This is a genomic window from Vibrio sp. CUB2 (assembly GCF_001557945.1).
Taxonomy (GTDB): Bacteria; Pseudomonadota; Gammaproteobacteria; order Enterobacterales; family Vibrionaceae; genus Vibrio; species Vibrio owensii.
In genome coordinates this window covers 64,586-86,342 of record NZ_LNRB01000015.1, presented here as the reverse complement: position 1 = coordinate 86,342, position 21,757 = coordinate 64,586, and the positions used below count along the sequence as shown (strand labels likewise).

The window sequence follows — 21,757 nt, the reverse complement described above, 5'->3', positions numbered from 1 at the left end:
ATTTACAAGATACTGGAACATGTTTTTGGGAATTTGTTATGAAACACCACGTACATATCTGTTATTTGAATTGACATGGATTATCGAAGAGAACGACAGAAAGCTTCGGTGTAAGTACCCAAAGTACAGATTAGATTAATTTGGTCTATTGCAGTACTGATAGTTTGATAGGCTAGTTAGGTCTGAGAAGGTTTGGGGCAAAGGTGTGTTACGCTCATTAGCCATAATAGGTCACGAGAATAACTTCTTGTACTTACCTTAATCAGATTGGTTTAGGTCATAAACTCTGTGTTTGATTTAACCTGTTCAAAACTTTAATGCCTTCTTGAGTCAACATGTACCAAACAAATTGCCCATCTCCTACATAGTCTCCACCCTGACGTAAAAATGCGACATTGATTAGTTTTTTTGCATGTAAGCGAGGCTATTTCGTCAGAAACATAAATATTTGAGTCGTGCTTGAAGGGGGTCTGAACATAAGACCTTTTACTTAAACCACACACGAACAAAATCATATATGGATATCCATCATCAACTTTCGCTAATAACAGAACATCACGTTCTTTATCAGACAGTTTTATAGGCAACCAATCCCTAACAATTGGGATTGCAGCGATAACAGCTGCAACCATTGCTATGATTGTCACTATATCAATAATGCTCAGCATACATATAACCTACTAATTTTTACCTACACAAGCGTGTGCTGTCAGTATCTCTACAACTCGGAAAAATTGAAAGTGTATGTTCTCGTCAAAGGAATTTACTTATGTCTATCGATGAGAGTCAGTACTAGCTTACAAAGGGGCACTTTTGAGTTAGAAAGTGCCACAGGTAAAAATTCAACCTGTGAAGATTTTGGACAAAAAACGATTTGCGGTCACGGCTATAAACCGTTTCGGTCAGGTTAGAAAAAGTATCTTGAAACCTTAGTGTGCTTACGGTGCAAAGACCAGTTCTAATTTTGGAAACTATTTAGTACATTAACCTAACAACGCACTTATTACACAGTTTAGGGATACACTATGTCTAAAGTTGCCATAATTACAGGCGCTAGTCGCGGTATTGGTAAAGCTATTTCTCATTACTTTGCTCAGGAAGGATACACTTTGGTGTTACTTTCCTTAAATAATGAAAACCTTGAGCGGACTAAAGCAGAGCTCAAGTCATGCTATTCCTCATGTCTAGCTGAGACAATGTCAGTCGATTTCAATAACCCATCTGAAGTTGAAACTGCTATTACATCAATCATTAAACAGCATGAAAATATTGATGCTATGGTTAATAGCGCTGGCGTTTTGGCAGCAGGCAATACTAACCTTTCCTTAGCTAAACTTTCTGAGTTGGTAAACGTAAATCTTTTATCTACAATCACTGCTTGTAATTTAGTTGCGGAGAAAATGAAACAGCAAGGCTACGGGGAAATATATAACCTTGGCTCTACTGCTGGTTTGGCGCCAGTCCCTAAGATTGCAGCATATTCAGCGACAAAAGCTGCAATTGTTAGTTATAGCCAATCGCTTTATCACGAACTGCTCCCTTTTGGGGTAAAGGTTTGCTGTTTATGCCCTAGCGTTGTAGATACCGATATGACTAATGATGGGCGTATTGATAATAAATTTAAAATTGAAACACAAGACCTAGCAAAAGCACTTAGATTTATTCGAAGTCTATCTCCAGGGGCTGCTGTAAGCACACTATCCATAAGGTGTCGAATTATAGACTTAGAGTAGACCTATCAGAGATAGATATAACACTTTTTATACGGGTATAAGCCTATTTCATGGATAGATAATGCCGTCTTTCATCTGTCACTTTATTTGAAATCAACATGTTAGCAACCATATTGAGCGGTTAGGTTGCTTAGTGCAGCAAAATTCTAGATAGGCTGAACTCGGATAAGTTTTGATAGGGTAAACACATCTCTAAAATCTGTAGAGTATTTGGTCTAAGTGATTTTGGGGCAGAACCTTGTTATAGCGACCACATCCAAAGAAGGAAATACACTTGTCAATATTCAGCCTGAATATTGGCAGCTTAGCAAGTCTCAGTACGATACCAATCACCATCAATACCGCAAAAGCTAACTCTTCCGGTGATGTGCATTTTAAAGGCAACCTTTTGGTCACCTTTTACAAAAAACTTAAAAAGCTCACTATTACTTTCACTATCAAATGTCGAATGACTAAGTGAAGGCCAGCCGCTTACTGGATCAATCTCTATTACATTTTGCGGGTAGGTTTTCTCCAACGTTAGACCATCAAAGACGCGACCATGCAGTGTATAGATTACGTTTGTTGTACAGTCACTGATACTATCTGACAACGACAGTACGATGCAGCGTTCGTCGGAGTTTAAATTGGCCAACTATCTAAAGTGAATGTAGACAGGAGCGTTCCTAAATACCGCTTCACTTTTTGCCATGATAACGAACCCCATCAGTTCGTCTTGAGCAGTTTTCATTCGACTACTTTCAAACAAACTAGAAAAGCTCGGAGCCGCAAATATTAGTAAGATACTGAGAACACAGATTGTTATGAGTAACTCAATCAGCGTAAAGCCTCTGTTCAACACCTTATTCAAAATTCTTTCCTTTTTCCAGCCATCGTTGTCAATATTCAGCCTGAATAATGACATTTTGCAGGTCATTTAAATCAACCTAAATCGGTTGGTCTTACACTCTAAAGCGTCTATTAAACCTTGCTCATACATGCCAGCCCAATCGTAAAAGAACGGGGCAAAGCCTTGTCCGCCTGTGATATGAGAAGGAGCTATGCAAATAATCACTACGCCAGCAGAGATGGCGTATTCAACAGGATCGTTAGTTCTAAACCGGCCTCCAAATAGATGAAATCGTCTGTCACTATATGGGGAAAAGCCCCCCCCCGATACAGTCATTGCGTCGGTGAGTATGTGGCTAACGCCTCCCCAGACAAAGGCCATCCCAATACCTTGATAATCCCAAACCAAAGTAAAAACCAAGGCGACTATCAACCAGTGGGTAAAGATGTGGGTCGGTCTGCGATGTTTAATGTTGCGCCCGAGTCCTTTGGCCAAAAACTCCATCCTTACTCCGACAGGATACGAACTCATCAAAGCAATGAAAGAGTAAGCAAATAGCTTGCGTGCTACCCATAATAAAAAATGTAACTGCGTTGTTTGTCATCTCAAAATTGTATCACCTGTATGGAGTAATAAAGTGGACAACTAACATTGGTTAAATCCGCGCAGCACGAAAAATTTTTAGCCGAAGGTAAGGGGTAAATAATTTGATGGAAAATGATCGGGGTAGGGGGGGGGCGAGAATAACGACCGTATTTTTCGCGCACAAAGGGGCTATGACGGGGCTGGGTGGTGCCATGTTAAAGCGTTAACATCAACCCTGCTTTCCATCAAAGATAAAGAGTATGTTGGTTCTTCTTCGTGATGTTTTATCAGGTGCGCACTTTCTGTGACAGATTAGTTAGGGCAAGGCCTAATCATACGGCTCGCCACACAGCTGCAGGTCGAGGTGTTACTCTCACCTGTTTCCTGTTCTGGTTTGTGTAACGACTTAACCAACCTAAGAGACAGGCATATCACCATAAACCTGTTTATTGATTGTTCATACCGCGCCATTGATCAATCACGTCCCCCGTAGACGACATCACGTTGTCACTTACTCTTTTTGCAACCAAGTAAGCTTGATTCCCTCCCACTTATTTCACGTCGCTGGCGTTTTTCATCTGCAACGACAGAGAGAGTAAGTTCCTCTGCTTTAAAACTTCTCGTTAGCAATCCTCCCAAAAAATTCAAACGCAAGAAGGTATAACGAAATTTGAACGTGCTACAGGTTCGGAAAAGAGTATCCGATCAAGGTTTTGATCTTTGACCATGATGTTCATATCAATTACATATCGAATAAATGACATCATTTAGGTCATCAGACTTTCACTACACCTAAAATATGTCATAATTACCTAGATTGTGTAATTTAAGGAGTCGTGGTATGAGTGATGAAGAGTACTTTTACCCAGTCGTAAGTGATAACTTACCGAAACATATAAAGAAAGGTCATCAACTGGTATTTAGTCGCCAGGATCTCTCTGCTCGAGAAGCAGATATGTTTGCATTGATGATTGCACACATGAAAGCGAACGACTGGGAGCGCAGTACCCCTCATTATGAGTTCACGTCACATCAGCTATCTGAGTGGTTAGGTGTAGAGTCTAAGCATATCGGGAGTAATTTAAGCCCGGTAGCTAACCGTCTTGCGAGCCGAAAAATCGGTATAAAAATAGAAACCGGCAAAAGGGATATTGAATTCGACTACCGTCCGCTTTTCAAACACATAGCATACAAAAATGGCACCCTGACAATGGTGCCTAATGACATGCTCAAATCTGAATACATCGAGTACAACCAGGGCTTTGCACTCATTAACACTCGCAATTTCTTTGATGTAAAAAAAGAGTATTCAAAACGCCTCTACGAATTACTTAGCCGATTTAAAGACAAAGGCTTTGAAATGCATCAACAGAAGCTTGATGAGTTAAAAGGGGTCTTTGGACTTCTCGATGAGGCCGGCAAACTCAAGAAAGACAAAAGCTCATTCAAAAATAACAGTGTGTTCATGAAACGCTGTATTCGAGAGAGCATCAAAGAGCTTACTGAGCACCCTCAAATCCGAAAAGAGCTACTGTTCTTAGAGGGAGAAAATGGTGAGAAGGGTTTTGAGGTCATTAAAAAAGGTAGAACCATCACCGGTATCAAGTTCCTGTTCCGCTGGATAAAGCTTGGCACTATTGAAGAGCTGAACCAACACGATGCGTTAAAAACAATTCGAGAGCTAGAGCTAAAACGCCTACAAGACAAGATAAAGCTGACAGAGGCCGAGCTTGAAGCGTTGGCCATTGCTTACCGCTATATCGGCAAAGAGCAGCATGCTCTGAAGGTAGAAGAAAGTCTCTCTAAGCGACACTTAAACCGAGAACCAGAAGTTGATAATGGCCATCAAAGCGAGGTTGACTCGCTCCTAGATAAAATCGATACCTTATCTGAGATTAGTGATAACCCTGATTACTAGATGACACATATTAGGTGAGACAATCCCATTACTGACAAAAATCAGGTCTCCCACTGTGATAAATGACACATTTTAGGTGTTTTCGATGATGTAAGACCTAAAATGTGTCGCATTAGAAGATACCTAATCAAGATCACTGTGAATAAAGGGCGGAGATACCTGATATTCGTTATTTTAGCCTTTAACCTACCTAAAATATGTCATCTATAAACCTTAAATACGATCATCAACACCTAAATTGTGTCAGGCTTCCACCTAGCAGATGATCATTAAGACCTAAAAAAAGATCATTAACACCTAAATAGTGTTATCTATACACCTAAATAGTGATCATAAAGAGCAGTTAAGTTCTTTTCATTCAGTAACTTACAATACCTATAGATCTTATAGTTCTCATAGTGTTTATAGTTTTAGATAGAAGATATAGATCTTTATAGCTAATGTGGATAACTGGAAAATCAAAGATTTACACAGTTACCCTCATTAGAAACAGTTTCATTTCTTTCTTTTTATTCTTTTCTAACTGTCACAATCTAGGTGATCGATATCAAAAATAAGGTCAAGGCTTGCTATAAGTACTTCATCATTTAGATGAGGATTTGATCAATGCCACAATACGCCTACCTTCGAGTTTCTTCAGATAGCCAAGATGTAGCAAACCAGAAACATGGTATCTACGAGTATTGCAATCGTGTCGGAATAGTTAACTTATGCTTTATCGAAGATGTCGTTACAGGCAAGAAGAAATGGCATGAACGTAAACTTGGTGAACTTATTGAAGGAATGGAGGTTGGTGACAAACTGATCTTTGCGGAGGTCAGTCGAATTGCGCGTTCTACGCTTCAAGTTCTTGAAGTGCTTGAGGTATGCATGGCCAAGGGTATCGATGTCTACATCGCTAAACAGAACATGCAGTTAGATGGTTCCATGCAAGCAAAAATCACCGCAACGGTGCTAGGCCTCGCTGCAGAGATAGAGAGAGAGTTCATTTCGATGAGAACTAAAGAAGCTTTAGCTGCAAGAAAAAAAGCCGGTGTTACTCTTGGTAGACCTAAAGGTGAGGCGGAAAAACTTAAGCTCGATCCTAAAAGAGATCAAATTGAAAAATATCTAGGCATGGGGCTTGGGATTCGTCCTACAGCAAAGCTTATTGATGAAGCTCCAAGTACATTACGAGATTACATCAAACGCAGAGGCTTAAGAGCTATAACTGTCGCTGAAAGTGCTTAGCCGGTGACATGTTACGCCCTAGGACAGCGGCAATAACAATATGGTCCGGTTTCCTGATGTAATAGATGACATGATGCTTTAACGGAAAGCGGCAATAACCAGTTCCAAGTTCCGGCATGTCAATGCCAATTAACTCATTGCTAGCTAACAACGCCATTGATTGTTTTAACTCTCCAAAATAATTGGTCCACTGTGCGCCTCCCCAGTTTTCAAGCGTATAACGGCGAATGTCGATTAGGTCCGTTTGGGCTGCGGGAGAAAGTTTGTATCGTGTCATTAGTCAAACTTGCCTGAATCTAATTCGTTCATGAAGGTCTCACCATCCACCAAATCTCCATTCATGATGTCTCGTTCCGCTTGCTCAAAACGTGATTTCACCATCGCCATCTTCAAGGCTTCTAGTTCCTCGTATTCTTCACATGACATGACAACTGCTACAGGGGAACCATTCTTGCTGATTTGTACTGGCTCTCGCTGTACTTTCATCAGTAAGTCACCAAATTTAGTTTTTGCTGTGTTTGCGGTTAATGATTGCATTGTGTGCTCCTTTTTTGTTCATTATAAACGAATCGTTCGATTCATACGAATCATTTGAAGCGAATGAAGTGGGGCATTGTTCAGAAAGGTGTACTTTCAGGACACCCAGAGATAAAAAAGCCGCTATCGAACGGCCTTTTGTTTCTGAAGGTTATTTGTGGATTAAGCAGTAATCGACCAGCATCGATTGTAGGTCTTGCTTATCTCGTACCAACGCGAGAGTTGCAGCGGTGTCAATGTGCTCATGATATTCATAAAGCAACTTGAAACCATCAAAGCTGAATTGGCGAATATTGTATACGCCAAGAGTCGTTAACTCGTGACATGGAGGGCACATTTCTGGATTATCAGTAATGTTACTCTCAAACTTCTCTACAAGGGTTTCAATTCTCTCGACCACAACATCCTCTTCACTCCAGAGTGATAGGTAATTGATTTGGTCGTCTGTCATATTTTCAAATGCTTCAGTGTATACAATACTAGTGCTCATTAATTCTCTTTCCGAGCCGCCAGTCTCTCCTTGAATTCGCTTGAGCTAGTTGTTCTTCCAGAAGCCATATCTTCACGCCCAAAACTGACCAACTTCATCAAAGCAATAGCTTGATCGCGTTTTTGGCGTTCTTCATATGACTCCACTACGTAGATCGGTTTGCCGTTCTGCGTGATGGTCATAGCGTTTTCTAAGGGGAGATCAGCAGCGTGTTTTTTTAAAAAACTTACTGTTTCTGTTCTCATGGTCTTCATCTCTTACTCTCTATTTATGTATCAGCGTCGTGCGCATCAACATCCTCCACAGAAGTAGTAACAACCTACTGTGTAGTATCAAGCATACACTGCTCTTTGTTGTGGGTCAAATGTAGTCTAAATATGGGTTATGTTGTTGTGTATTACATGTGTAATACAGTTTGTTGAGGTTTGACTGTTGAAGTTACTTCTTGTGGTGGTTTGGTTAGTGGTGATTATGAGATGATATATTAAATTAGTTATCACTAATATATAGCAAGCCTTTTGCTCGATAGAGAGACTTTACATAGGAAACTCTTACTGGACTTTGGACCTAGAAGTACTCCCCCCATATTGAGAGGCGTGGACGGAGAGAGGCTGCAATAAATCGGAAAACTAGGGGCAAAGGATTTCGCTTAGAATTGCAGCATTAAGTACATTTGAAATTTAGATTAGATTTTTCCGTATCTCAAGTAATCAGGGCTCTCTCCTAACATTGAGTTTCCACACTACACTCAAGATAAGGATGTTTTTTTAGGTTCGAGAGTTCATGATAAAAGAACAGCATGTTTTCTACACGATCTGCTCTAGAGTTCTATTTGAGCGAGAGGGCAACCAGCTTGATTCTCTCACGTCGGTTTTGTGTCACTCCAATAAATGACGTTAGCGTCTAGCCAATTGATTGAGCCGGCTAGCGTGAGGGGATTTCGGCGCACTTTTATTTTTCGCTTCTAACCATTGGCTTTTGAGTTCAAAGACCGTCAAAAGCGAAGGTACATAGTGGATCGCTTGCCAATCGAACCGCCTTACCTGTGCGAGCTTTTGTTGATAAAGAGGTTCGAAAGATGCATCACAGGGGTAATAGAATTGCCCTTGGTGTTTGAGTCGAAAGTGCGCGCTGGGGTATTCGCGTTGCAAACGAACGGTTTCTTGCTTAATCAGCACGATGCCTGTTAATGGTGGTAGTGACAGTCTTTCACAAAACTCCAAGACATAAGCCAGTGGATAATTCAGATGACGAAGACTGATACCCACCTCGCGAGCAACATCGTGGAAAAAGAGTTGCTCGTTATCTCGATGCTCGATGAGATAGTGCCAGACACTCACAGAGAGCGGTCGCCAATTTTTGCTTGATTTCATTGATCCTCTCTTTTTAATTGATAGGCAATTAGTTTACTATGTTATTGGTTGTGAGAATACATTGAGTGTTTGATGCTATTGAGGAGCGCTATGCCGATTTATGATGTCACCTATTTCTGTTGTGGTTCGAAAGCGATACTGAAGCACAAACAGTTTAATATGGAAAACTTACAAGGTGCGAAGCTGGCCGCGCTGGCTCATTTACCTAAAAGCCGTTGCGATGTTCGTATTTGCAATCTTCAAGGTAAGTTGCTTTCCGTTCGTCAACATCGCAATGAATACGCAGGGTTGTGGTCCGATTGGAGCAATGACCCGGCACCTAATCCTGCCTTTTCTTATTAAACTTCCAGTTTCTCACTCCCAGAATGAGTTAGGCCGTTGTTTTTGGTAGGAAGAAGGTTGATGGGTAGGATTCTTTGAGGGAATGAGAATTGGAGCGTTTTGAAATAGATGGGCTTGTGCTTATCTAAGCCACCCCGAGTGACGGATAAGTGAATATGCGGGTGCCCGTTCAAGCATCGGTCATAGGTATAGAAGTGTGCCGAATACCCCAACCTCAATCCCGTGATTTTTCGCCCAATTCAGCAGTATATCTGCCGTAAGCGAGAACAAATCATTAAGCAGTGCTAAATTGGCATAAGCCAGATCTAAAGCTTGCTCGGTATGACTGAAGATCTGAGTATGTTTCTACAGTACCCTTTCCTAAGCATTGTCCTTTTCGTACAGGAGTTTGTGACTTGTAGAACAAACTCTTTTGGTGTATATCGGTGACGCTTCGATTGAACTAATGAAGTATTAGCACTCTCGCTCGATGCGATAATCGGTACACTGAGCCAGTTGTGCCAAGTATTGAGTAGAAAGTAGTCTATTTCTTCATTTTAATCATCGCATCGTCGTTACAATTTGATACAATTAAAGAAAGCAACTAATGTCAAACACTTCAAAAACAGAATGGTAACAAAATGAAACTATTTAATATCGTTAGTCTGGCTTTTCTTTTACTTTCTAGTTCAGTAAGTGCAGCTCAATCACCGTTGATCCAGAATAAACTTCCCACGCCGTTACTGTCCTCGTTAAGTGCAACCGAGCAAGACGATGATGACAGTAACGATGAAGGTGATGTCATTTATCACCAATGCTACTTAAACCCGGTCAGTTGTTTTTAAATGTAACTAGCGATTAAAGATAAGGCCCCATAAACGTCTATGTTTATGGGGCCTTTATGCTGTGCAAGCAGGTAGTGACTACTTCTGTGTACAGCGCTAAATAATGCGTTTAGGAAATCAGTTTCTTTTCGGTTGTGTCATGGTTTCTACGACCTGTTCGATACTCAAAGAGCTGCCTTTGGTCGCAGGGAACTCTTTAAACGTTTCCAAGAACTTACGAACAATGGCTTGTGCTGGCACGAACATCCACATTTGATCGGCGTAGAAGTGTCGAACATAAAGCGCTGAATCCGGACCAACTTCGAACGGATCCATACGTAGGTTCACGATAAGTGGCCAACTTGGTGTTTTGCGGTAAGCCTCGTTTATCGCGCCTTCCATAATCGTAAAGTGGATTTTCCAATCTTTGTAACGCAGTGCGTTTAAGTGACCGCCGGCATCAAAGTAGAAAATTTCGTTACGTGCCCCTGTATCTGATTTACCAGTAAGCAGATCCAGTTGATTGTACCCATCTAGGTGCGCTTTAAAGGTCTTGTTGTTTGCCTTGTGGCCTTTTAACAGTTTCTCTTTAATATCTGGTTCACCAACGGCAGCCAGCAGCGTTGGCATCCAGTCTTCTTGAGAGAAGATATCGTTGATCACCGTACCCGGTTTGATTTGGCCTGGCCAACGAACCATCATAGGGACACGGAACCCACCCTCCCAAGTCGTACCTTTCTCGCCTTTAAATGGCGTTGTACCACCATCCGGCCAAGTGAATTTCTCTGCACCGTTATCGGTGCTAAATATCACGATGGTGTTGTCAGCGACGCCAAGTTCGTCGAGCTTTTTCAGCATCACGCCAACTTGGTCATCCAAATCCATCATGCCATCTGCATATAGGCCATAACCGGATTTGCCTTTGTACTCGTCGCTTAGGTGAGTCCAAACGTGCATACGAGTTGAGTTGTGCCAGATGAAGAAAGGTTTGTCTTCTTTTACGGCTTTTTCCATAAAGGCAAGGCTGGCTTCCATAAACTCGCGGTCTACGTTTTCCATCCGTTTACGAGTCAGTGGACCTGTATCTTCGATCTTGCCATCTGCTGTCGATTTAAGAACGCCACGAGGACCGAACTTTTTACGGAATTCAGGATCTTTAGGGTAGAACTCTGATTCAGGCTCTTCTTCTGCATTCAGGTGGTAAAGGTTGCCGAAGAACTCATCAAAGCCGTGGTTAGTCGGTAAGTGTTCGTCTTGGTCACCCAAGTGGTTTTTACCAAACTGACCCGCGACATAACCGTGGTTCTTCAGCAGTTCGGCAATGGTTGGATCTTTAGCTTGAATCCCTTCCTTTGCGCCTGGCATGCCAATGGTAAGAAGACCGGTTCGGAATGGGTGCTGACCAAGAATGAAGGATGCACGACCCGCAGTACAACTTTGTTGCGCGTAGGCATCTGTGAAAATGGCCCCTTCTTTTGCGATGGTATCGATGTTTGGTGTACGACCGCCCATCATGCCGTTGTGGTAAGCGCTGATGTTGTAAACCCCGACATCGTCGCCCCAAAAGACTAAGATGTTAGGTTTGTCCGTCGCGGCCAGTAAAGCGCAGGGCGTGATCATACAAGCCCATAAAAATAGCGTCCTTATACTTCGTTTCATTTCGTCTCCTTGGACAGTAAGTGATGAATGCTAGGTAAGTTCAGTGTGCTTGCTACACGGTTTTATAATCGTAGTACATAGATTAAATACTTGAGTCGTTGATGAATCTGGCATCAGAGTGTGTCTTTTGAGGTGATGTTGAGTCGGGAGGGGCGTTTAGGGGAATGAAAGCACGTCCCCGTTAAAGAAAGCTTCAGCACGCATTGATTTTATAAATTTATTTTTGCACTATTTGTTCACCTTGTTATGAGTTTAATTTCATTTGAGAAGGTTCCTTGATTAGGGCATTCAGTTCACTTCGTTTCATAGGTTTTGGAATGACATACTATGTATGTCCTGTCATCACATAGAAGATATGTTCACTATAAAGACAATTTATGACTAAAAAAATATCGACCCTCCTTGCCGTGACAACGGCTTTCATGCTGCCAACTTATCCCGTGATTGCCAAAGGTAACATCAGTGTTACCCCCCCTTTACTGTCTGAGTCGTTGCTGCCATTTGATAAAGCGTGGCAACTTGATTTTGCAAAAGAGTACGCGCACATGCTCCTCTCCTTGCCCGATCCTATACGAGTCACATCAGAGAGAGTAAAAGAATCGCTCGCTCAACATGGGTACCATGATATTGATCCTGATGCGGTTTTTTATCATCGCTTCAACGGGGCGCAAAGCAGCCATCGAACGTATAATGGATGGGCCCATTATGAACATCCAAACGAATCTTATACGCTTACCCAAGCGGTCATGCTCAATGCATTCGGTCGGTATCGAGATTCTTTTCCTGGTACCATCAATGTGGATACTGGGATTTATACACAAGACGCAAGCGGTGATGCGTTTGACGAAAGAAATGAAGTCCGCTTACTTTCATCCACACTGTGGGACATCGCTTACGACGAGTTAGATATCCAGCGTGCCTACAGTGAAGCATTAACCGAATTTTGGTCCCAGAATACCGCACGTTACACCCAGCTACAGCGAGATAGCTATGCCTTTTCAGCGTATCAGCAGTACCATCATGGTCTACTCAACCAAGCTCAGTACCAATTGGCCATCGCCATACTCTCTCCTTCTCAGAGAAGAGAAGTCAGCGTGTACCGTTTTGATGTCTATGGTTATGATTCGACCGATATCTTATTGATTGAGCCAAAGGACGGAGAAGGGGGCTTGCTTTATACCCCTGGTGCCCAGCAACCGTTTTGGGCGTACCGCAGTGAGCGCCAGCTCAAAAAACACTTATTCAAAAGCTTAAGAGTCCCTTCAAACCGAAGGGGTTTGCAATCGCACTTTAGTCTGTATTTAAGACAAGATGGCGCAACGTACTCCGGTGTTGATACGGCTTTGAAAGCATTTGCCTCAGGGAATTGGTCCGAGGGGTACATGATGATGAAGCGTCATCAGGTCGACGGGAATGTGCTTGCTCGCATGACGGAACAGATGAAAGCGCGCCTGGTCAGCGATGGGGATACCATGATCAAATCGGATCAGGAGGCGCAACGTGATTACCTTCTTTCTGTCGCCTATAGCGTGATGACTTTATTACCGGTGGTCGATGTCATTGCCCCTGAGGTGGGTATTCCATTGAACATCGGGGTAAGTACGGAACTGTTTGGACTGAGCCTCGATAAAGCGCTGCACGGTGACACATTGCAAGAACGTTTAGAAGGCACAAAGATGAGCTCAATGAGTGCTGCTATCATTGGAGCGACGACACTTTTGCCCGCCCTTGCACAATATGGTCGTGGATTGGCAGAAGCAACTGAAATGGCGACTGAGTCCCTCCCGAATACGATTGTGGCCAACTCTGGCTTTCCCGTCGAAGAAATGGATGGTTTTACTTCGATGCCTCGTGTCATCGTACACCCACAAACGAAAGAAGAGCTTCTCGGTGTCAAATTAACGGACAGTGGTCGAAATACGTTACTTCGATCTGATGGGTTTGCTTACTACCGTGAAGTTGACCCTTCTAGCGGGCGATTAGTAGCAGATGCGCGTATCGTGCGAACCATTAACCCTGATACTGGGGAAGTTCAGTGGCTAGAGAATGCTGGACTAAGAGGTGGAGGAGATATCATCAATAATGACGTCACGGCTGAAAGCGAGAGAAGTACGTTGCCTGATCTGTTGTTACCTGAGGATCTGCCAGAACGTCCTGGTATTGGTGGATCTGGCTATGCTGATATGGGGGGAGGAAGAGAAAACGAAGCCTTAAGAGATTTTTTTGAACTGGAGCAGAAAGTCGACCCCTATGCTTATCTGACAGAGGTCGATCAGCTTCATGAAGTGAGTGTTAGAGCGCAGCAAGAAATCAACCACCTGCCATTTTATCGCCATTACGATCCTGAGGTGAGAGGCTCACTTGTTTTTCGGGGAGACAATCGTTTACCAGACGAGCTATTTCATTCTGGTTTCAATCGTAAGGTTGAGCCGATTGAATATATTGAGCATGCCCATCATACTCGCGGGATCCGCGGCGTGATTTCAACCACGACCGACCAACGTATTGCGGTTAACTATGCCTTGCATAATCAACGTGGCTATGTGTATGCGATAGAATTGAATCATGGCGGTAAATCAGTAGAGACTTTGTTGAGAGGGAAATCTCTCAGTGAAATTGCGACCTTAAATATTCCTCCTGAAGACATTATGTTCGCGCTGGGGCCTTTTACGGGGACTGATACGTCGTACGCAACGTTAATGGAGAGCGAAGAGTTGAGAACGGCAGAGCTGATTATCAATCCACATTCACAAGCGTCGTTGGAAGTGGCAGAAAGAGCTTTTGAGAAGATGAAATCCACGTTGAAATACCCACTTAGCCCAGAGATGTCTTTTAGCGATCGCTACGCAAATAGAGCCGATTTATTTTGGCATGAGAGTGAAGCTCAGTCGCCGACGTTTCACTAACTCGGACTGATCACGGTGATGAACCGGTTGTTGTACCCTAGCGCGGCTTGACTGAACGGGGCTGATACAGAAGAATGGGAGTGGTTTGTGGTTTGTGGTTTGTGGGGAGACATCGCTTGGATTACTGCTGTATAAGTATGTGCCAATCGTAACAACCTTGGATAATGCCATCTAAACCAAAGCTACCACACTTCTGAGCGCTATTTGGTATCCACGCCACAAAGGCAAAAAACTCATCTATACTCAAGGTGTGAACGTCAAGCAAGACCCCGCTTGGCTTTATCATCCTTGGCTAATCTATACTCCAACACTCAGTGTCCCCTCATCACTGAGTGTTTTTATTTGTTGGTAAGAAAGTCTTTAACCTGTTAACTATCAGTGTCAGGTTGGACTGCTCTAGTGTGTTCTATCCTAAATATGGCAAACGCCGTCTTACTCTGTCACCTTATTGTTGAGTTATTTGTAATACCCCTAATGCTCACGATGTCGGCTGTGTACTTTGTACCAAGTTACTGAGTGATTGATACATCCCTGATGTTACGGGGCAGCTTACTTAGAAGGGAAAAAAAGAGGAAAAATAACGAAAACGATCCCAAAATCTAACGAGTCCTCAAGCCTTTGGACAAATACGCAAGGTAACGAAGAGATCTGTAACGATGACGCTCTCTTCAACCTATAAAAGTGCCGTAGAAAATAGCAGGCACTCCGCTAACAATTTTAGGGATGCATTCGATGAGATTATCACTTGGTATTTTGCCTCTGAGGGGGCCGTTTTTTTACTGCAGGCAGGCCTTGACCGGGGAGGATGTCTATTGCTTCCGTTCACACTGATTGGTTGGCTCCCTGCCAATGCCAGACCTATGCCGGACTCCGAGGGGGACGTTGAGTCGAAACAAAAAAAACGATGTGTACTTAACTTTAACGTGGTCGTGTTATTGTTGCTTTGCGTCAGCGTAAAAATCCAAGCTCAGTCACTCTCTATTGATGAAGCCATCGACCTTTGGAGGTTGGATAGCGCAACATTTGACAGTCTCCAATCTTGTCCGATGGTGGCCAACCCCTTGCCTAAGTCTCTGATCTTGTCCGTTAACCTTAAGTTCTGCATGTTAACAGAAGTTGCCGCCTATACGCTTATCAAAGAGTGCCAAGCAGGTACGACGTCCAGTATTCTTATCCGTAATACAGAGGATGAGAGCAAGTTAATGTTGTTTACGATTAATCGTCGCACGTGTGCTTTGCTCAGCCCTGTATTACCTCAAAATGCCGCATCTGCGCCAGCATCACCCTCTAGAGAGGCTCAGCAACACACATTTTACGTACTCCAGTTCTACTCTGGTCAAACAGCACCCAAAGCAGGTATAGAGACCTGTGGTATTGCTCTCCCTCTTCATGTTCACCACATCAATAACACTTATTATCTTTTTAGTGAGGCGATTGAGCGTTTTTCTGATGCTTCAAGGATAATGAATGAGTTACAAATGCGCTGCCCTGAGCTCGAGGTATGGGTCCGCCCTATCGAGCGTTAGGTGTTCTTATAAGCTCTTTAACCACTCAATAACCTGCCGCCAAAGTAGAGAGTCGACCGTCACTGGGACCGCTTGTTTGTAGAAAAAGGCTTCTTGATAATGAGAGTCGTCAGAAATCTTGCCAAGGATGGGGTATTGGTGGAAATCTTGTAGTAACTGAAAGGCTCTTTTCACTCGGTTGTCATGCGTAAAACAGCGATTCAGAACAAAGGCCAAGGCAATCTTGCGAGAACTCAATAGGCCGGACTCAATGACTTCCTGGATGAAAGGTAAGCTCGTGTGTAAGTCAAGGGGGGATGGGGACATTGGTAGTAATAGTGCATTAGTGAAATATGTATATCTAGCCATTTCTTCTTTGCTGAAATTGGAGGGTGAGTCAATAACGATGAAATCCGTATCTCGCTGTACCGTAAGCGTCGTTGTGATATTGGAAAAACTGCGCAGTGAAGGCGGGTAGGATTGGGAACGACCCGGTAGCACGTTTTTTGCCCAGCCATGGCATGAACGTTGTTGATCAAAGTCAACTAATTCTACTTTGTAACCCAGATGACTCAAATGACTCAGTAATGCTGCTGCGCAGGTTGACTTGCCGACACCGCCTTTTGGGTTCATGATTAAAACTTTCTTGGCGTTACTGTAATGTAAACTGATCCTATCTGGTTGTTTGTTGTACAAAGGCACTCCATTTGGTAAACCGACATCTAAATCAACCTGTTAAATGTGGTGCATAGGTCAGATAAAGTAAAGGTCAACGGTAAAAGATATTACTCTTCCTTTTCTTTCTTAGTCTTGGACTTTACACACTAAACAACGTAGGAGCCTGAAGTCAAAAGAACCGATTTTGAGTTGATTTTATTCCAACCCAAAAGTTGGCTTTCATTTTGATATGACACATCCATAATTCGCCTCTTAGTTCGCATGCTGAGAAGTTTCCGATGATATTGCCTTTGAGGCTCGTTTTTCTTCCAATAATTGGAAACAAGCGGACATATTTTTAGCACGACGCGAAGCTCATCTCATTAGGCTTGTTGTCATTAGTCAGATTGAATCAAAAATAGATAATAATTAGGTATTAACAAAGCCTCTAAGTCCAACGTATAGTCACCTTTATCCTGGGGGCTGAGAGGGGATTTTTATCCTATGATTTTAAATGTGCACTTAGTTAGGTTGACTCGGAGAAGTATATGGTATTTGGTGATATGTTGAGGAACTACAGGACGTTAAATGATGTAACGCAGCAACAAATGGTCGATATTTTAGCTGTACACGAAGACTTTGATAGCATCAGTACCGTTTCCTACCATCGTTGGGAAAGCGGTAAGAATGTCCCCAGTATTAAGAAAAAAGCAAAGATCTTGATGATACTCGGTTGCAATGAAGAACTGTTTAGTATCGCGAAAGATTGCCAACGCGCACTTAACTTTCTTGAAGCGACGATATCAAGGCGTTGGGACGTAAATCGATTTGGATTTGATTATTGTTATGATACCTCAAATACAGGTGAGGTGGTCTATGAAGTGATCAAAGATTATGAGGTCATTCCTAAAGAAGCTTTGACGTTGCAACAGCGCTTTTACGCCAATAAAACAGAATGTGTTCAAGTTGATCCTGAAAAGGTGATGCAAGCTAGCAAGCATAACCATATGCTGATTGCTAAAAATGATGGGTTGATTTACGGACAGATGTGGCTTCATGTCATGAAAGCAAGCGATTTGCGTGATGTGTTTGATAGGATGAAGTACAACAAAGTTCAAACTCTTGCTTCTTTAGGGATCTCTAACGACGAAGACATTGTTTATCTTTCTTCTTTTCACTCCACAAGGAAAGATGTATTTCTGACTTTTTTAAAGTCCTGGTTAGAAGAAATGAAAGCGTTAGAACCTATACCTAGATACACTTACTTTCGGTTACATGCAGCGTCATGCAATTCTCTAATAGAATCTCAATTTTCACCTATTTTAATTACAAAAGGAGGGACAGAATCTCCAAGGGTAAAACATGTGAATACTGAGTATGAATGGCTTGGTTACTTAATGCCAACGCATCTATTGATATTGAGTTATGGGAGTGTTCTTAAGTGTTATGAAAAAGCAGTACTAGAACTCTCCAGCACCTAGGTATTGCTATCGTAATGCCGTTTGTATGATGGCAATTTCGAACCGCCACCTCGAATTCATAGGACGAGTTGTTGCTTTTATAAAATATGGTTGGAACTCCAACATAGCTTGACTCTTATTTTGAAGTCGTATGAACAAGTGTTTTGTAAAGTTGGTTTTGTGTTAACTTTGTCTTCATATGCAACGTGTTACTACTCTGGCTCGTCTGTGTTTTTATTATGGGGCTTAAAGTTACGGGGTGAAACCATCAAGGTGGACCTTAGGAATAATCTTTTAGTTGCGGCTATTTTGTGGTTGTTTTTTGTGTGAAATTCAATGATGTTACATCAACTCCGAAGGAATATGTTTTTCGCGCTGTACGTACCAGCGTTTCGTGTATTGAGCGTTTTTTCTCTCTGTACTATGTTAGTTGTAAAGGCATTGCTGTCCATGACGAGTTTGTTTTTCGCTGGTGATGCTTTCATGGGGGAATGGACGAGCAGTTCTTCACTCATATTACACTGTTTGTTCATCACTTTTATCTCCAGTATTGTCGTCGGGTTACTGGGGGCTGCTTTTCCTAATAGGGCGAGACAGTTTATTCGAGTGGTCAACGCTTACCCTGAGAATTGAGTATTAATGGATAGTTAATCTACCGTTGGCATAGCCATTTTTAATGCCCGATAAATTGTCGCTTCTCCAAGATCAAATTCTTTTGCTAACTGTCCAATCGTTGCTCCTTCTGTTCGGCGTCGATATATAGTGTGAGATATTTGCTTATTGAGTTTCGCTGGACGCCCAAATTTCACACCGTTCTCTTTTGCTTTGGCAATGCCTTCAGCTTGCCGCTCAGTACGTAAGTCATTTTCAAACTCAGCAATTGACGCCAGCATGTTGAACATTAATCGGCCAGTAGAGGTGCTGGTGTCGATATTTTGATCAATGACAATTAGATTGATTTTTTCTTGCTCAAAACGTTTAGCGAGTTGTGCAAGATGAACCACAGATCGTGCAAGGCGATCTAAACGAGAAATGACTAAAGTATCTCCCTCTCGAAGATAGTTCATACAGGATTGGAACTCTGGACGATTAGAGGTTCGACCACTTATCTTTTCTTGGTAAATTCGTTGACAGCCAACACTATTTAACTTATCCAACTGAACGTCCAAACTTTGACCTGTTGAGCTGACTCGAGCGTATCCAACTTTCGCCATGATTTATCAATACCTCTTAAGTATTTTGATTTATTAGTTATAATAGTACTTTTGATAGATAAAATCATCAACTATCAAAAAGTATACAAAGTGATAGGAAGTATTATAAGTTTATTGCTTATTAGGTCATTAAACGCATTTTTGTTTGAAAGAGGTAGGGGGGGGTATTTATATAGTTTTATGCTCCATAAAGTGTCCTACCGAAAGGAGTAAAAAGAATTCAAATTCATATCATAGGGGTTAACTATCAATACAGATTTTTAAATAGGCCGTTGCTGATTTATAGTAAAAGTTAAAAGATATACAATTAATTGCTTATCTGGCTTTGTTGAAATAACTCAAAAGAGAGTAGAGTACGTTTGTTTACAAAGGTAATTTTAGGGTGAGTGGTAAATTTATATGTGGGTTTGATGGTATAAAGACAGGTTTTTTTAATCTACTTTGCTTCTGCACTATTTGTAAAATGAACGGTATTTTGATGCTCGAAAAGTTGTTTGAGATGATTCGTGGGTATGCTAGTGAGGAGGGCTTTACTGTATGCGGCACTCGTTTGGCAAGTAAGCAATGCTATTACGACTTGACGGTCTCTCAGCGACACATCACCGTTTACCTAAATGGTAAAACTGAACCGTTCTATCTGATTGAAACGGTTAAAGATGGCGTTGATTTTTGCTTGATTATGTCTTCTGTAGAGCAAACACGTAAGGTTTGTATTCATGTATTATAGAGTCTAAGATTTTAGAAAAACTCTGAATAAACCTATTTTATTTCATAGTATTAAGGTTGGATAGCGATAGTGCGTAAAGTTTTGTATTTTGTCCTTTCTAGCGCGATAGTTGGTTGCCAAAGCACTTCTATGCTATCCAAAGGTTCATCCCCTGTAGAGATCATTATTGTTTCGCCAAATAAAGGTAACGTGCGTATTACCTACCTCGAACATAACTTGCTTAATACAATATATGTTGAAGGGGATTCTTGTCGTTACAATATTGGTCCTTCAACACTCAATACCATCGAAGGAAAAGTCTTGTTAAGTCCAAACAGTCAGTGTTAGAGCTTACTCGTTAAGGTGCCTGTTTTTCGCCCTGCATAATAATGCTGTCTACAGAGCGAAACGGTACTCTGTCATTTACTGTGTAGTGATGAATGATACCGAGATAGCTCTTTATCTGAAGCTTGTGAGGGATCTTTTTTAAGGAGAGTAAATGGTTAGTATTGAACAGGTTAATACGACGCTGTTGAGTTCAGGTTATGCGGAAGTCACGTCACGTGAATGGTTGTTCATTGATACTATGAACCGGGCAGATGTCAGTTTGGGTTTTATCGTTAGGTTGGTTATCTCCAAGCGCAATATGGTTACCAGGCTATCACGCTGATTTATCTTGGGGTTGCAAAGAATGATTCAGCTCATGGCTGAGCTTAGTGAAGAATACTTCACGTTTATGTTCAAGAAGTTGTTTAATGTAAGCTTCTTTGGCTTTTTGACCTGCGCGTAATTCTTTTTGTTTAACGAGTTTGATCTCTTCGGGGGTAAGGCGGTATACCTTATCATTGAGATGTTTCAGTGCTTCTCTTTTAATTAGACCTTGCTGACCAAGAAGATTAATCAACAGTGAATCGAGTGGGTGTAAACGGCGCATCGAGACCTCCAAATAAACGAGAATATTTTGTTGCGTTAATTATGGAACATGCTTCTTGCTCGCGCCATATGGAAAGTTAAAATTTGTTGTGAAGTTGGTTCGTAAATAACAGTGCCGTGGCTTTTAGTCGGTTGTATTTCCTTCCGATTCATCCGGGGATGGGTGTCATTGCTTAGTAATACGATGTGTGAATTCAATATTTCAAAACCAATCGTTGCTCAATATAAAAAGCTCATTGTGTTAAGTAAAGTTTACCGGAGAGAGCCTAGTGAAGGGAACCATATAGTACTTTTTTTAAATGAAGAAAGGGCTATCAGGACTCTTGTTAATTGCACTTGGAGTCGTAACCAAAAGTAGCTATAGGAACTGAATAAACTTTGTTAACTAAGTTATTTGTATGCAGTCTTATTATTAAAATCAGTTGTGGCAGATAATCAGCGCTAATGAAATGTTTGGGTTTTATTAATTTTATACCATGTATATATATATACATGATTAACTATTACCCTTAACTCATTTTTTTGCAATGGAAAAAAAGAAATTTCATTTGCTTTTTCTATAAATAAGCTAATCATTATTCTCCATTCTTCGATATTTACATATTGGTCATTAAATTTTAGAAACTCTTTCCCCCATACTGTTGATGTTTCGGTTAAGTAGTCTTTACTTGAATTAAATAACTCCCAATAATTTTCATCCTTTTCTACTTCTGAATGATCTATTCTTATAATAACTTCATCAAAGTTCATAAATTGTAATATGCCTCTATTAACAACTGGTGAGAGAGTCATGATTTTATAAATAACATCCTTAATCTCGAACTTTTTATTGTAAAGAATGTTTGTTAACGCACTGAGAAAAGGAAAGCTCATAGAC

The 21,757-nt window shown here is 41.6% G+C and carries 20 protein-coding genes and 1 pseudogene; 8 read left to right on the top strand and 13 right to left on the bottom strand.

Annotated features, from left to right (window positions below; genetic code table 11):
• Positions 1–1,025 precede the first annotated feature (1,025 nt).
• Positions 1,026–1,733: an SDR family oxidoreductase gene (locus ATB78_RS20875; RefSeq protein WP_017071106.1), complete on the top strand. Its 708-nt coding sequence runs from the start codon at positions 1,026–1,028 to the stop codon at positions 1,731–1,733.
• Between the two features lie 634 nt (positions 1,734–2,367).
• On the opposite strand, the gene ATB78_RS30155 is transcribed toward ATB78_RS20875, so the two are convergent.
• A complete protein-coding gene (locus ATB78_RS30155) occupies positions 2,368–2,637 on the bottom strand; it encodes a prepilin-type N-terminal cleavage/methylation domain-containing protein (RefSeq protein ID WP_240537436.1) in 270 nt (89 codons plus the stop codon).
• Between the two features lie 12 nt (positions 2,638–2,649).
• The gene (locus ATB78_RS20865) at positions 2,650–3,066 is read right to left on the bottom strand and encodes a metal-dependent hydrolase (protein WP_240537428.1); all 417 of its coding nucleotides are present in this window, start codon (positions 3,064–3,066) and stop codon (positions 2,650–2,652) included.
• A 922-nt stretch (positions 3,067–3,988) separates the two neighbouring features.
• Here ATB78_RS20865 and ATB78_RS20860 point away from each other — a divergent pair.
• Positions 3,989–5,065, top strand: a complete 1,077-nt coding sequence (locus tag ATB78_RS20860) for a replication initiation protein (RefSeq protein WP_061010282.1) — start codon at positions 3,989–3,991, stop codon at positions 5,063–5,065.
• Between the two features lie 606 nt (positions 5,066–5,671).
• The gene (locus ATB78_RS20855; RefSeq protein WP_061010280.1) at positions 5,672–6,295 is read left to right on the top strand and encodes a recombinase family protein; all 624 of its coding nucleotides are present in this window, start codon (positions 5,672–5,674) and stop codon (positions 6,293–6,295) included.
• Here ATB78_RS20855 and ATB78_RS20850 read toward each other — a convergent pair.
• The 5 genes from ATB78_RS20850 to ATB78_RS20830 all read right to left on the bottom strand — a co-directional run bounded on the left by ATB78_RS20850 (position 6,270) and on the right by ATB78_RS20830 (position 8,695).
• Positions 6,270–6,572: a type II toxin-antitoxin system RelE/ParE family toxin gene (locus tag ATB78_RS20850; RefSeq protein ID WP_011998862.1), complete on the bottom strand. Its 303-nt coding sequence runs from the start codon at positions 6,570–6,572 to the stop codon at positions 6,270–6,272. The genes ATB78_RS20855 and ATB78_RS20850 overlap by 26 nt on opposite strands.
• Positions 6,572–6,832, bottom strand: coding sequence for a type II toxin-antitoxin system Phd/YefM family antitoxin (locus ATB78_RS20845; RefSeq protein WP_061010279.1), 261 nt, complete (start codon positions 6,830–6,832; stop codon positions 6,572–6,574). Before ATB78_RS20845 ends, ATB78_RS20850 begins: the two co-directional genes overlap by 1 nt.
• Before the next feature lie 151 nt (positions 6,833–6,983).
• On the bottom strand, positions 6,984–7,322 hold the full coding sequence (locus tag ATB78_RS20840) for a type II toxin-antitoxin system RelE/ParE family toxin (protein WP_061010276.1): 339 nt from the start codon (positions 7,320–7,322) through the stop codon (positions 6,984–6,986).
• A complete protein-coding gene (locus tag ATB78_RS20835) occupies positions 7,322–7,567 on the bottom strand; it encodes a prevent-host-death protein (RefSeq protein WP_061010389.1) in 246 nt (81 codons plus the stop codon). Before ATB78_RS20835 ends, ATB78_RS20840 begins: the two co-directional genes overlap by 1 nt.
• Positions 7,568–8,218: 651 nt before the next feature.
• Positions 8,219–8,695 carry a hypothetical protein gene (locus ATB78_RS20830; RefSeq protein ID WP_061010275.1) on the bottom strand — a complete coding sequence of 159 codons (477 nt, stop codon included), beginning with the start codon at positions 8,693–8,695 and terminating at the stop codon, positions 8,219–8,221.
• A gap of 90 nt (positions 8,696–8,785) precedes the next feature.
• Between ATB78_RS20830 and ATB78_RS20825 the strand changes: the two genes are divergently transcribed.
• Complete coding sequence (locus ATB78_RS20825; protein WP_061010272.1) at positions 8,786–9,037, top strand: hypothetical protein; 252 nt, start codon at positions 8,786–8,788, stop codon at positions 9,035–9,037.
• A gap of 98 nt (positions 9,038–9,135) precedes the next feature.
• Here the strand turns inward: ATB78_RS20825 and ATB78_RS30150 are convergent.
• Positions 9,136–9,513, bottom strand: a pseudogene (locus ATB78_RS30150) (transposase); the annotation flags it as partial.
• 465 nt (positions 9,514–9,978) lie between these two features.
• A complete protein-coding gene (locus ATB78_RS20820) occupies positions 9,979–11,460 on the bottom strand; it encodes an arylsulfatase (protein ID WP_240537435.1) in 1,482 nt (493 codons plus the stop codon).
• A 416-nt stretch (positions 11,461–11,876) separates the two neighbouring features.
• Between ATB78_RS20820 and ATB78_RS29895 the strand changes: the two genes are divergently transcribed.
• Together ATB78_RS29895 and ATB78_RS20810 are read left to right on the top strand one after the other, a co-directional pair.
• Positions 11,877–14,405, top strand: coding sequence for a DUF6543 domain-containing protein (locus ATB78_RS29895; RefSeq protein ID WP_179947016.1), 2,529 nt, complete (start codon positions 11,877–11,879; stop codon positions 14,403–14,405).
• Positions 14,406–15,217: 812 nt separating this feature from the next.
• On the top strand, positions 15,218–15,931 hold the full coding sequence (locus tag ATB78_RS20810; RefSeq protein ID WP_179947015.1) for a hypothetical protein: 714 nt from the start codon (positions 15,218–15,220) through the stop codon (positions 15,929–15,931).
• 6 nt (positions 15,932–15,937) lie between these two features.
• On the opposite strand, the gene ATB78_RS20805 is transcribed toward ATB78_RS20810, so the two are convergent.
• Positions 15,938–16,606, bottom strand: coding sequence for a ParA family protein (locus tag ATB78_RS20805; RefSeq protein WP_061010266.1), 669 nt, complete (start codon positions 16,604–16,606; stop codon positions 15,938–15,940).
• A 509-nt stretch (positions 16,607–17,115) separates the two neighbouring features.
• Here ATB78_RS20805 and ATB78_RS20800 point away from each other — a divergent pair.
• The gene (locus ATB78_RS20800) at positions 17,116–18,048 is read left to right on the top strand and encodes a helix-turn-helix transcriptional regulator (protein ID WP_061010265.1); all 933 of its coding nucleotides are present in this window, start codon (positions 17,116–17,118) and stop codon (positions 18,046–18,048) included.
• 626 nt (positions 18,049–18,674) lie between these two features.
• Here ATB78_RS20800 and ATB78_RS20790 read toward each other — a convergent pair.
• The gene (locus ATB78_RS20790) at positions 18,675–19,241 is read right to left on the bottom strand and encodes a recombinase family protein (protein ID WP_045415858.1); all 567 of its coding nucleotides are present in this window, start codon (positions 19,239–19,241) and stop codon (positions 18,675–18,677) included.
• A gap of 478 nt (positions 19,242–19,719) precedes the next feature.
• Here ATB78_RS20790 and ATB78_RS20785 point away from each other — a divergent pair, with 478 nt between their 5' ends.
• Positions 19,720–19,968 carry a hypothetical protein gene (locus ATB78_RS20785; RefSeq protein WP_045415861.1) on the top strand — a complete coding sequence of 83 codons (249 nt, stop codon included), beginning with the start codon at positions 19,720–19,722 and terminating at the stop codon, positions 19,966–19,968.
• 640 nt (positions 19,969–20,608) lie between these two features.
• On the opposite strand, the gene ATB78_RS20780 is transcribed toward ATB78_RS20785, so the two are convergent.
• The gene (locus ATB78_RS20780) at positions 20,609–20,881 is read right to left on the bottom strand and encodes a hypothetical protein (protein ID WP_045415864.1); all 273 of its coding nucleotides are present in this window, start codon (positions 20,879–20,881) and stop codon (positions 20,609–20,611) included.
• A 440-nt stretch (positions 20,882–21,321) separates the two neighbouring features.
• On the bottom strand, positions 21,322–21,753 hold the full coding sequence (locus ATB78_RS20775; RefSeq protein ID WP_061010260.1) for a hypothetical protein: 432 nt from the start codon (positions 21,751–21,753) through the stop codon (positions 21,322–21,324).
• Positions 21,754–21,757 lie beyond the last annotated feature (4 nt).

Bases quoted from the DNA above. Each gene is read 5' to 3' on its own strand.
- ATB78_RS30155 (WP_240537436.1), bottom strand. From the start codon at position 2,637: ATGTCATTATTCAGGCTGAATATTGACAACGATGGCTGGAAAAAGGAA.
- ATB78_RS20820 (WP_240537435.1), bottom strand. From the start codon at position 11,460: ATGATCACGCCCTGCGCTTTACTGGCCGCGACGGACAAACCTAACATC.
- ATB78_RS20855 (WP_061010280.1), top strand. From the start codon at position 5,672: ATGCCACAATACGCCTACCTTCGAGTTTCTTCAGATAGCCAAGATGTA.
- ATB78_RS20860 (WP_061010282.1), top strand. From the start codon at position 3,989: ATGAGTGATGAAGAGTACTTTTACCCAGTCGTAAGTGATAACTTACCG.
- ATB78_RS20840 (WP_061010276.1), bottom strand. From the start codon at position 7,322: ATGAGCACTAGTATTGTATACACTGAAGCATTTGAAAATATGACAGAC.
- ATB78_RS29895 (WP_179947016.1), top strand. From the start codon at position 11,877: ATGACTAAAAAAATATCGACCCTCCTTGCCGTGACAACGGCTTTCATG.
- ATB78_RS20875 (WP_017071106.1), top strand. From the start codon at position 1,026: ATGTCTAAAGTTGCCATAATTACAGGCGCTAGTCGCGGTATTGGTAAA.
- ATB78_RS20780 (WP_045415864.1), bottom strand. From the start codon at position 20,881: ATGCGCCGTTTACACCCACTCGATTCACTGTTGATTAATCTTCTTGGT.
- ATB78_RS20825 (WP_061010272.1), top strand. From the start codon at position 8,786: ATGCCGATTTATGATGTCACCTATTTCTGTTGTGGTTCGAAAGCGATA.
- ATB78_RS20830 (WP_061010275.1), bottom strand. From the start codon at position 8,695: ATGAAATCAAGCAAAAATTGGCGACCGCTCTCTGTGAGTGTCTGGCAC.
- ATB78_RS20850 (WP_011998862.1), bottom strand. From the start codon at position 6,572: ATGACACGATACAAACTTTCTCCCGCAGCCCAAACGGACCTAATCGAC.
- ATB78_RS20865 (WP_240537428.1), bottom strand. From the start codon at position 3,066: ATGGAGTTTTTGGCCAAAGGACTCGGGCGCAACATTAAACATCGCAGA.
- ATB78_RS20785 (WP_045415861.1), top strand. From the start codon at position 19,720: ATGCTCGAAAAGTTGTTTGAGATGATTCGTGGGTATGCTAGTGAGGAG.
- ATB78_RS20800 (WP_061010265.1), top strand. From the start codon at position 17,116: ATGGTATTTGGTGATATGTTGAGGAACTACAGGACGTTAAATGATGTA.
- ATB78_RS20845 (WP_061010279.1), bottom strand. From the start codon at position 6,832: ATGCAATCATTAACCGCAAACACAGCAAAAACTAAATTTGGTGACTTA.
- ATB78_RS20775 (WP_061010260.1), bottom strand. From the start codon at position 21,753: ATGAGCTTTCCTTTTCTCAGTGCGTTAACAAACATTCTTTACAATAAA.
- ATB78_RS20835 (WP_061010389.1), bottom strand. From the start codon at position 7,567: ATGAGAACAGAAACAGTAAGTTTTTTAAAAAAACACGCTGCTGATCTC.
- ATB78_RS20790 (WP_045415858.1), bottom strand. From the start codon at position 19,241: ATGGCGAAAGTTGGATACGCTCGAGTCAGCTCAACAGGTCAAAGTTTG.